The organism is Streptomyces sp. DvalAA-14, from assembly GCF_900091855.1.
Lineage (GTDB): Bacteria > Actinomycetota > Actinomycetes > Streptomycetales > Streptomycetaceae > Actinacidiphila.
Genome location: NZ_FMCH01000030.1, coordinates 1 through 8,762 on the forward strand (window position 1 = coordinate 1; position 8,762 = coordinate 8,762).

Annotated in this window: 10 protein-coding genes and 1 pseudogene; 4 read left to right on the top strand and 7 right to left on the bottom strand. The window is 71.2% G+C overall.

Annotation, left to right across the window (positions count from 1 at the left end; translation table 11 throughout):
* Positions 1–229: 229 nt before the first annotated feature.
* The 4 genes from GA0115240_RS01790 to GA0115240_RS37790 form a co-directional block, all read right to left on the bottom strand.
* A complete protein-coding gene (locus GA0115240_RS01790; RefSeq protein WP_093734876.1) occupies positions 230–1,273 on the bottom strand; it encodes an ABC transporter substrate-binding protein in 1,044 nt (347 codons plus the stop codon).
* A 94-nt stretch (positions 1,274–1,367) separates the two neighbouring features.
* Positions 1,368–2,189, bottom strand: a complete 822-nt coding sequence (locus tag GA0115240_RS01795) for an amino acid ABC transporter ATP-binding protein (RefSeq protein ID WP_093734877.1) — start codon at positions 2,187–2,189, stop codon at positions 1,368–1,370.
* Positions 2,186–3,154: an amino acid ABC transporter permease gene (locus GA0115240_RS01800; protein WP_093734878.1), complete on the bottom strand. Its 969-nt coding sequence runs from the start codon at positions 3,152–3,154 to the stop codon at positions 2,186–2,188. The genes GA0115240_RS01795 and GA0115240_RS01800 overlap by 4 nt, the downstream gene beginning before the upstream one ends.
* A 168-nt stretch (positions 3,155–3,322) precedes the next feature.
* Entirely contained in the window at positions 3,323–3,454 is a 132-nt protein-coding gene (locus GA0115240_RS37790; protein WP_256069439.1) for a hypothetical protein, read from the bottom strand.
* Between the two features lie 411 nt (positions 3,455–3,865).
* On the opposite strand from GA0115240_RS37790, the gene GA0115240_RS01805 reads away from it, so the two are divergent.
* A complete protein-coding gene (locus tag GA0115240_RS01805) occupies positions 3,866–4,675 on the top strand; it encodes an NPP1 family protein (protein ID WP_093734884.1) in 810 nt (269 codons plus the stop codon).
* A 105-nt stretch (positions 4,676–4,780) separates the two neighbouring features.
* Here GA0115240_RS01805 and GA0115240_RS01810 read toward each other — a convergent pair whose 3' ends face one another.
* A complete protein-coding gene (locus tag GA0115240_RS01810; protein WP_093734879.1) occupies positions 4,781–5,356 on the bottom strand; it encodes a dienelactone hydrolase family protein in 576 nt (191 codons plus the stop codon).
* A gap of 241 nt (positions 5,357–5,597) precedes the next feature.
* Here GA0115240_RS01810 and GA0115240_RS01815 point away from each other — a divergent pair, with 241 nt between their 5' ends.
* The 3 genes from GA0115240_RS01815 to lpdA all read left to right on the top strand — a co-directional run bounded on the left by GA0115240_RS01815 (position 5,598) and on the right by lpdA (position 7,839).
* On the top strand, positions 5,598–5,843 hold the full coding sequence (locus GA0115240_RS01815) for a DUF6480 family protein (protein ID WP_093734880.1): 246 nt from the start codon (positions 5,598–5,600) through the stop codon (positions 5,841–5,843).
* An 83-nt stretch (positions 5,844–5,926) separates the two neighbouring features.
* Positions 5,927–6,382, top strand: coding sequence for an NUDIX domain-containing protein (locus GA0115240_RS01820; RefSeq protein WP_093734881.1), 456 nt, complete (start codon positions 5,927–5,929; stop codon positions 6,380–6,382).
* A gap of 56 nt (positions 6,383–6,438) precedes the next feature.
* A complete protein-coding gene (gene lpdA / locus GA0115240_RS01825; protein ID WP_093734882.1) occupies positions 6,439–7,839 on the top strand; it encodes a dihydrolipoyl dehydrogenase in 1,401 nt (466 codons plus the stop codon).
* A 60-nt stretch (positions 7,840–7,899) separates the two neighbouring features.
* Here lpdA and GA0115240_RS01830 read toward each other — a convergent pair whose 3' ends face one another.
* Together GA0115240_RS01830 and GA0115240_RS01835 are read right to left on the bottom strand one after the other, a co-directional pair.
* Entirely contained in the window at positions 7,900–8,262 is a 363-nt protein-coding gene (locus tag GA0115240_RS01830) for a DUF2255 family protein (RefSeq protein ID WP_093734883.1), read from the bottom strand.
* Positions 8,263–8,477: 215 nt separating this feature from the next.
* A pseudogene (locus tag GA0115240_RS01835) lies at positions 8,478–8,762 on the bottom strand (inorganic diphosphatase); the annotation flags it as partial.

Sequence of the window (8,762 nt, forward strand, 5' to 3'; positions counted from 1 at the left end):
ACAGCGCGCTGCTCACCCGGAGCAGATCCACATGGCGCCGCGCGACCATCAGGTGGCGGTAGCCGCGCGGACGGGGCGTACCGCTGTCGCCGGAGTGTCGTACCCGCAGGCGGATCACCTCGCCGTCCTGGGCCGTGGGCCTCGCGTTCACGCTAACTGCTCGGCAGGTTCCAGGCAATGCCCTCGTCCCCGGGCCGGGGCCGGGCGGCGGGCCGGCCGCCGGGATCGGTCAGGAGTTGGTGACGGGCAGTCCGGGCGGGTTGACCAGGGAGGTCGCGACCGCCTCGTTGGACAGGTTCCAGGCCTTGAGCCACCGCGCGTACTGGCCGGTGGCGATCAGGTGGTTGATCGCGTCGGCCACCGGCTTGACCAGCCCGTTGCCCTTCTTCGTGGTGGCGGCGATCAGGCCCTGCAGGGACTGCCCGGCGCCGGAGAACTTTCCCGCGTTGCGGGTCGCGCCGGGCGTCTTCGCGTCCTGGATCACGTGGTAGGCGATGCTGGGGTTGGGGCCGAAGAAGGCATCGATCTTCTTGCCGTCCAGTGCCAGGTACGTGCTGTTGTTGTCGGGGAAGTACTTGACGGTGAGGTCCTTGCCCTCCCGCTGCAGCTTCGCCTTCCACTCCAGGAGGATCTTCTCCTGGTTGGTGCCGGCGCCGACGGCGACGGTCTTGCCGGCGAGGCTCTCGTAGTTCCCGCCGAAGTTCCAGGTGTCGGTGCGCAGGACTTCGAAGGCGAGGTTGTCCTCCCGGTAGGAGGCGAAGTCGTACTTCTTCTTGCGCTCCTCGGTGTCGGTGATGTTGGAGAAGCCGACATCGGTCCTGCCGCTGTCGATACCGACGAAGAGGTTGTCCCAGGTCGCGTTCCTCAGTTCGGGCCGCAGGCCGAGCACGGCCGCCACCAGCCGGCCGAAGTCGGGCTCGACACCGGTGAGGGTCTTCTGGTCGCCGCCGATGTAGTTCAGGGGCGCCGATCCGGCCGGCAGCGCGCCGATACCGATGACGAGCTTGCCGCTCCTGGCCACCGACGCGGGCAGTTCGGCGTGCAGGGCGGGCACTTCGGGAACATGGAGGTCGGTCTGCACGGCGGCGCCGTTCGACTGCGCCCCGATGGTCACCACGCCCGAGGGCGTGCTGCCGGCGGAGGAGGCGGCGGAGCTGTCGCTGCCGCAGGCGGCGAGCCCGGCGGCCAGCGTGGCGACGGCGGTGGCCGCGGTGAGGCCGCGGACGAGGCGGCCGCGGCGGCGCTGCGTGGGCAGGGGTGTGCGCGTGGGCATGGCGGTCCTTCGTGAGAGGCGGGTGTGCGGGCGCGGGCGGTCGGGCCGGGAGACGGCGGGGGCGGTGAAGGGGGGTAAGGGCGGTGGGAGGGGGTCAGAGCACCTTGCTCAGGAACTCCTGGGTGCGCCGGTGCCGCGGGTCGTCCAGGACCTCGGCCGGGGTGCCCTGTTCGACGATCCGGCCGCCGTCCAGGAAGACCACCCGGTCGGCGACCTCGCGGGCGAAGCCGATCTCATGGGTGACGACGAGCAGCGTGGTGCCGCCGCCGGCCGCGCCCCCGATGTCCTCGATGTCCTCGATGTTCTTGATGTCCTTGATGTCCTTGATGACGGACAGCACCTCGCCGACGAGTTCGGGGTCCAGCGCCGAGGTCGGCTCGTCCAGCAGGATCACGCCGGGCCGCAGCGCCAGCGCGCGGGCAATGGCCACCCGCTGCTGCTGGCCGCCGGACAACTGCCGCGGGTAGGCGCCGGCCTTGGCGGCCAGTCCCACCCGGCCGAGCAGAGTCAGGGCCGCTTCCCGCGCCTCGGCCCTGCCCAGCAGGCGGGTGGCCACCGGCGCGGCGGCCACGTTGTCCAGCACGGTCAGGTGCGGGAAGAGGTTGAAGTTCTGGAAGACGAAGCCGATCCGGCTGCGCTGGCCGAGGATGGCCCGCTCGCTGAGCTCCTTGAGCCGTTCGCCCTGCCGGCGCACGCCGATCAGCTCGCCGTTCAGGCTGACGTAGCCGGCTTCGGGCTTCTCCAGATGGTTGATCACCCGCAGCAAGGTGGACTTGCCGGAGCCGGACGGTCCGAGGATCACCGTGACCTCGCGGGGTCGAACCGTCAGGCTCACCCCGTTCAGCACCCGGTGCGACCCGTACCATTTGTGCACGTCGTGGACCTCGACCGCCGCCGGGCGGGGCGGGGCGGTCACAGCGCCGCCTCCCGCCGCGCGCGGGCCCGCAGATCGCGCAGGCCCGCCCGCAGTTTCTGGAGCGGGGTCGGCGGCAGGGTGCGCAGCGCGCCGCGCGAGTAGTGGCGCTCGACGGAGAACTGGACCGTGGAGACGACACTGGTGAGGATCACGTACCAGGTGGTCGCGACCAGGAGCAGCGGCACGATGTCGCCCGGATAGGTGCTTCCCATGCTCTGCGCCGAGCCGAACAGGTCGAGCAGGGACACGTAGAAGACGAGCGAGCTGCCCTTCACCAGTCCGATCAGCTGGTTGACATACGACGGGACGATCGCCCGCAGGGCCTGGGGCAGCACGATCCGGGTGAACTGGTAGCCCTTCGGCAGTCCCAGTGCGGCAGCCGCCTCGTGCTGGCCCTGGTCGACGGAGAGGATGCCGGCCCGCACCACCTCGGCCGCGTAGGCGGCCTCGTTGAGGCTCAGCCCGACCACCGCCACCACCATGTCGGTGGCCAGTCGTGATTCGTCGAACCGGACGAAGGCCGGGCCGAACGGAACCCCGATGCTCAGCGTGTGGTAGAGCGCGCTGAAGTTGTAGAGGAACAGCAGCAGGACGATGAGCGGCACCGAGCGGAACAGCCAGATGTAGAGCCAACTCACCGCCCGCAGCACGGGATTGCGGGACAGCCTGCACAGCGCCAGCACGACCCCGCCCAGCAGTCCGAGGACCGCGCTGCAGGCCGTCACCTCGAGTGTGACGCGCAGACCGTCGACGATCACCGGCCGCACGAACCAGTATCCGAAGCGGCCCCACTGGTAGAAGCGGTTGGTGACCAGGCCGTGCGCCGCCTGGGCTGCCAGCACCAGGACGACGGCGGTGGCGATCCAGCGGCCGGGGTGGCGCAGCGGGAGCACCGGCTGCGCCGGGAGCGGCCGGGGCGGCGCCGTGGTGTCGGTAGGCGCGACGGCGCCGAGGTTCTCACTCATGGTGGGGCTCCGGAGATCTGTGCGCGGCAGCCGCCGGAGCGGACGCGGCACGCACGTGGGCCAGGGCGCGGGATCGGCGCGAGGAGCGGTCCGGGATCGACCCGGGACCGGGGGCGGACGCAGCGGGGCGCCGGCCACCTGTGGGCGGGCGGCGTCAGAAGGACGCGGTCAGCCCCGCCGCGGGGCGCCGGCGGCGGTACACAGCGCGCTGCTCACGCGCAGCAGGTCGACGCAGCGGTCCAGGTACGCCGACACGCGACCGTGCCGCCGCCAGGCGGCCATCCCCGGACCTGCGTACATCGTCACCACCGTCGCTGCCGGGGCCCCCGCGGGGCCGGTGCCTGGCACTCATGACCTGTCTGCGCCGCAAAATTGACATGCCCGCGCAGCGATGTCAATGCCGGTCGGCCGGAGCGCCGCGCGCCGGCGTGCCATGTTCATCCGGCGGCAACAGGGGGACATGCGGCGCGCGCCGGACGGCCGCGCCGGGACGGGGCAAGTTGCCCGAGAGCCCGTCGAATCATCGCAAAGAACGCATTGCGCGGGCCATCGCGTCCGTTCCGGCGCCCCCGTTCAGGCAATGGTGCTCCACTGTTCAATCGGCCCCCTTCCGCAGCTCGCCGGGATATTGCAGAATTACTTCCGCATTGCGGGAATTGACATTCCGCAATTCCTGACGCAATTCATTGTCGAGGAGTTGGTGTGCGCAGCATGCTGTCACGGACGAATCCCGGGAAAACGGCCTCCGGCCCCAAGCGTTCGACCCGGCTCCGCCGGTCCGCGCTCGCCGGCGCCCTCGGCGCGGCAGCGCTGGTGCTGACCCTGCCGCCGGCCGCGCACGCCAGCGTCCTGCAGCTCCTGCCGCAGAACGCCGACGGCCTGGAGCAGTCCTTCTCGCCGGCCTACGACTACGACACCGACGGCTGCTACGCCACCGCCGCGATCGGGGCCGACGGCACCCTCAACCCGGGTCTCAAGCTGGGCGGGGACGTGAACGGCCACTGCCACGACTACGCCCAACTGGCCAACGCCAACACGTACTCGCGCGAGAAGTGCAACAACGACTGGTGCGCGGTGGTGTACGCCAGTTACTTCGAGAAGGACCAGGCGACCCTCGGCCCGGCGGCCATCGGGCACACCCACGACTGGGAGCACGTCGTGGTGTGGATCAACAACAACCAGGTCCAGTACGTCTCGGTGTCGCAGCACTCCGGCTACCAGGTGGCCCCCAGCTCCGAGCTGCGGTTCGACGGCACCCACCCGAAGGTCGTCTACAACAAGGACGGCGCCTCGACCCATGACTTCCGCTTCGCCAACAACAACGACGAGCCGCCGGAGAACGTCACCGGCGGCTGGTTCTACCCGCGGCTGGTCGGCTGGAACGGCTACCCGGCCGGCTTCCGCGACAAGCTGATGAACGCGGACTTCGGCTCGGCGACCATCAAAATCAACGACGCCAACTTCGACTACGCCTTGGCGCACTCCATGCCGTCCGGAATCCCGTTCGACCCGAACGCCTGATATCGACCGTCACAGGCCGAAAAGAAGCGGAAAAGGCGGCGGCGGGTTCCCGGTGCACGGGGGCCGGCCGCCGCCGGCGTCCCGCCGGGGACCGCGGGACGGCCCTCAGCGCCCGGCGAGGAAGGCGAGCACCCGCCGGTTCAGGAGCGCGGCGGCTTCCGCGTCGTACGCGGGGAGCGAGCTGTCGGTGAACAGGTGCTGGTCACCGGGGTAGAGGAAGAGCTCCGCGGCCGCGGCCGTGTCGACGAGCCCGCGGGCCGCGTCGAGGTCTCCGTCGCCGACGAAGAAGGGGTCGGCGTCCATCGCGTGCACCTGGACCGGTACGCCGGCCGGCCAGGCGGAGCCGAACTCCGCCACCGGCAGGCAGGAGTGGAACAGCAGCGCGCCGCGGGCACCGGCCCGGGTCTGCGCCAGTTGCTGGGCGGGCAGGACGCCGAGCGAGAAGCCGGCGTACACCAGTTCGGCGGGCAGCGGCTCGACCGCGCGCACGGCGCGCTCGATCACCTCGCCGAAGCCGATCTCGCCGGCGTGGGCCACGCCCTCCTCGACGGTGGCGAAGGTGCGGCCCTCGTACAGGTCGGGGGCGTGCACGGTGTGCCCGGCCCGGCGCAGTTCGCCAGCGAACGCGAGGACTCCGTCAGTGAGCCCCTGCGCGTGGTGGAGGAGGACGACCTCGGCCATCTCGGCACTCCTGCTTCTCGTATCGTCGGATCGGATGATCCGGCATCCTAGAGCCCGCCGGTGACGGCCCCGCGCCCCCGGCGCCGTCACGCTTCGTGACCACCGGCCGGTGTGCGGTCCGGGCGCCGGGGCCGCCGGCCCGGCGAACCCGGAACCGCCGGGGCATCGGGACGAAAGGAACGGGTAGGCGAAGGACTCGCGGACCTCGAACCAGACGTGCCTGATCGGAGGAGGACCGGCCATGGCCATCAGCCATCCCAGGCCCGGCAACCCGCACCTGGCGGACGAAGGGCTCAGCGTCCCGGAGGACGCCCTGCAGCGACCCGGGCAGACCCCGCCCGCCGAGTCGGGGGTCTCCGGCCTGGACGCACCGGAACGTGAGGCGCTCAGCCGCGGCTGGGGGCCGGCGCCGGTCACCGTCATCATGATCGTGGTCGGTGTCTTCCTGGCCGGGCTGATCGGCCGGGTCGTGGAACTCCTGATCTGACCCGCCCCCGTCCGGGCGGGCCGGGGTACTGTGCGGCGCGGCGGTCGGTCGCGCCGGGGGCCGGGTTCGGAGGAAAAGACAACGTGCTGCGACTCACCGCCTGGATCTGGCACAAGCTCCGCGGGTCCGTCCAGTGGCGGGTGCTGTGGCTGGCGCACGCGACCTTCGTCGTCGGGGTCACCGGAGTGGTGCGCGACGACGCGAACCGCGTCCTGCTGCTGCGTCACCGCATGTGGTCGCCCGCCCGGCCGTGGGGGCTGCCCACCGGCTTCGCGGAGCGGGGCGAGGACTTCGCCGGCACCGTGGTGCGGGAGGTCAAGGAGGAGACCGGACTGGACGTCAGAACCGGCCGGCTGGTCCAGCTGACCAGCGGTTTCCGGCTGCGCGTCGAGGTCGCCTACGAGGCGGTCGTGGTCGGCGGCACCCTGCGGGTGGATCCGTTCGAGATCCTGGAGGCACGCTGGTTCACCGCCGACGAGTTGCCGGCCGGGCTGCTGGCCGCGCACCGGCTGCTGATCCTGGGACCGGCGGCCGGCTGACACGACTCGCCCGCCCAAAGGGCGAGCGCGCCCAACCGGGGCCATATGGTGCTGATATGAGTGCACACTTTGACGTCGTTGTCCTGGGCGCCGGCCCCGGTGGATACACCGCCGCCGTGCGCAGCGCCCAGTTGGGCCTGTCGGTGGCCGTGGTGGAGGAGCGGTACTGGGGCGGGGTCTGCCTGAACGTCGGATGCATCCCGTCCAAAGCACTGCTGCGCAACGCCGAGCTGGCGCACATCTTCCAGCGGGAGGCGAAGACCTTCGGCATCCGGGTCGAGGGCACGGTCAGTTTCGACTACCGGGAGGCGTACACGCGCAGCCGCCGGGTGGCGGACGGCCGGGTCCGCGGCGTGCACTACCTGATGAAGAAGAACGCGATCACGGAGTACACCGGCTCCGGGACCTTCACCGACGACCACACGCTGTCGGTGCGCCTGGCCGACGGCGGCCAGGAGACCGTCACCTTCGGCCACTGCATCATCGCCGCGGGCGCCACGACCCGGCTGCTGCCCGGCACCTCGCTCAGCGAGCGGGTGGTGACCTACGAGGAGCAGATCCTCAGTGACGAACTCCCCGGCAGCATCGTCATCGCCGGCGCCGGCGCCATCGGGGTCGAGTTCGCGTACGTGCTGAGCAACTACGGCGTCCAGGTCACGCTGGTGGAGTTCCTGGACCGCCTGGTGCCGCTGGAGGACGAGGAGGTCTCGGCCGAGCTGGCCAAGGCCTACCGCAAGCTCGGCGTCAATGTGCTCACCTCCACCCGGGTCGAGTCGATCGACGACTCGGGCGAGAAGGTACGGGTGCATGTCTCGACCGGCGGCCAGCAGCAGACGCTGGAGGCCGACAAGGTCCTGCAGGCGATCGGCTTCCAGCCGCGGGTGACCGGCTACGGGCTGGAGAACACCGGGGTGCTGCTGACCGAGCGCGGCGCGATCGACATCGACGGCCGCTGCCGGACGAACGTCCCGCACATCTTCGCCATCGGCGACGTGACCGCGAAGCTGATGCTCGCGCACGCCGCCGAGTCCATGGGCGCGATCGCCGCCGAGACCATCGCGGACGCGGAGACGATGGAACTCGACTACGTGATGATCCCGCGGGCCACCTTCTGCCAGCCGCAGGTCGCCAGCTTCGGCTGGACCGAGGCGCAGGCCCGGGAGCGGGGCTTCGACGTCAAGGTGCAGAAGTTCCCCTTCACCGCCAACGGCAAGGCGCAGGGCCTCGGCGAGCCGGCCGGGTTCGTGAAGCTCATCAGTGACGGCGCCCACGGCGAACTCCTCGGCGCCCACCTGATCGGCCCCGAGGTCACCGAGCTGCTGCCCGAGCTGACACTGGCCCAGAAGTGGGACCTGACCGTCCATGAGGTCGGCCGCAACGTGCACGCGCACCCGACCCTCGGCGAGGCCGTCAAGGAGGCGGTGCACGGCCTGGCCGGGCACATGATCAATCTGTAGCGCCGGGCGGCCGAGCGGCGGGCCCGGGCGCCGGATCGGCTCCCGGGCGCGGCCGCCCGCTCACTGCCCTTCGAAGTTGACCCGCATGGTGTATTCACGGACCGGGTCGGCGACGACCTCGCGGAGCGCGTCGCCCTGGGCGGCGTACTTGGCTTCGTAGGCCGCGTCGACCCGCCGGGTGACCTGCTCGTCCGGCACGTTCTCGATGCTCGCGGAGTAGCGGCTGGCGCCGTCCACGAAGGCGGCGTGCCCGGTGCGCTGCACGCGCTTGTACCACTTCGAGTCTTTTCCGTAGGCGCTGCGGATGTAGGGGACGCCGTCGACGATGACGCCCCAGATCGGGGTGACGACCTCACCGCCGTCCCGCAGGTCGGTGGCGATCTGGATGGTGTCCGTACGGGCGATGTAATCGACGGGGGTCATGGGGACACGCTCCGTTCTCCGGTTCGGTGGTCCACGAGGTCACCGCACGGGGGCGGGCGACGGCCGTCCGCAGGTCAGGGACCATGGGGCCGATCACCTCGGCGGCCCGCGCACCCCCGGTGCCGGCGGCCATGCGCGAGGAACCCTCACCGCCCACGATACGGTCTGCCGCCGATCCCGGCCTGCGGAACGAAGGGGGTGCCCGCGCGCGGCCCTCAGATCGGGCGGCCGGCGGACCGGGCGGCGGCCCGCCGCCGGGACGCCTCGATCTCCTGGTACGCCTGCTCACGGCCCGCCCAGTGCGAGCCCTCGACGGACTTGCCGGGCTCCAGGTCCTTGTAGACCTCGAAGAAGTGGCTGATCTCCAACTGCTCGAAGGTGGGCACGTCGCCGATGTCCCGCACCCCGGGCGTGCCGGGGGTCGTGGCGCGGGGACGCGACAGGATCTTCTCGGTCCGGGCCCATCTCGTCGCGCATCACGACATCGCCGACCGCCCGGC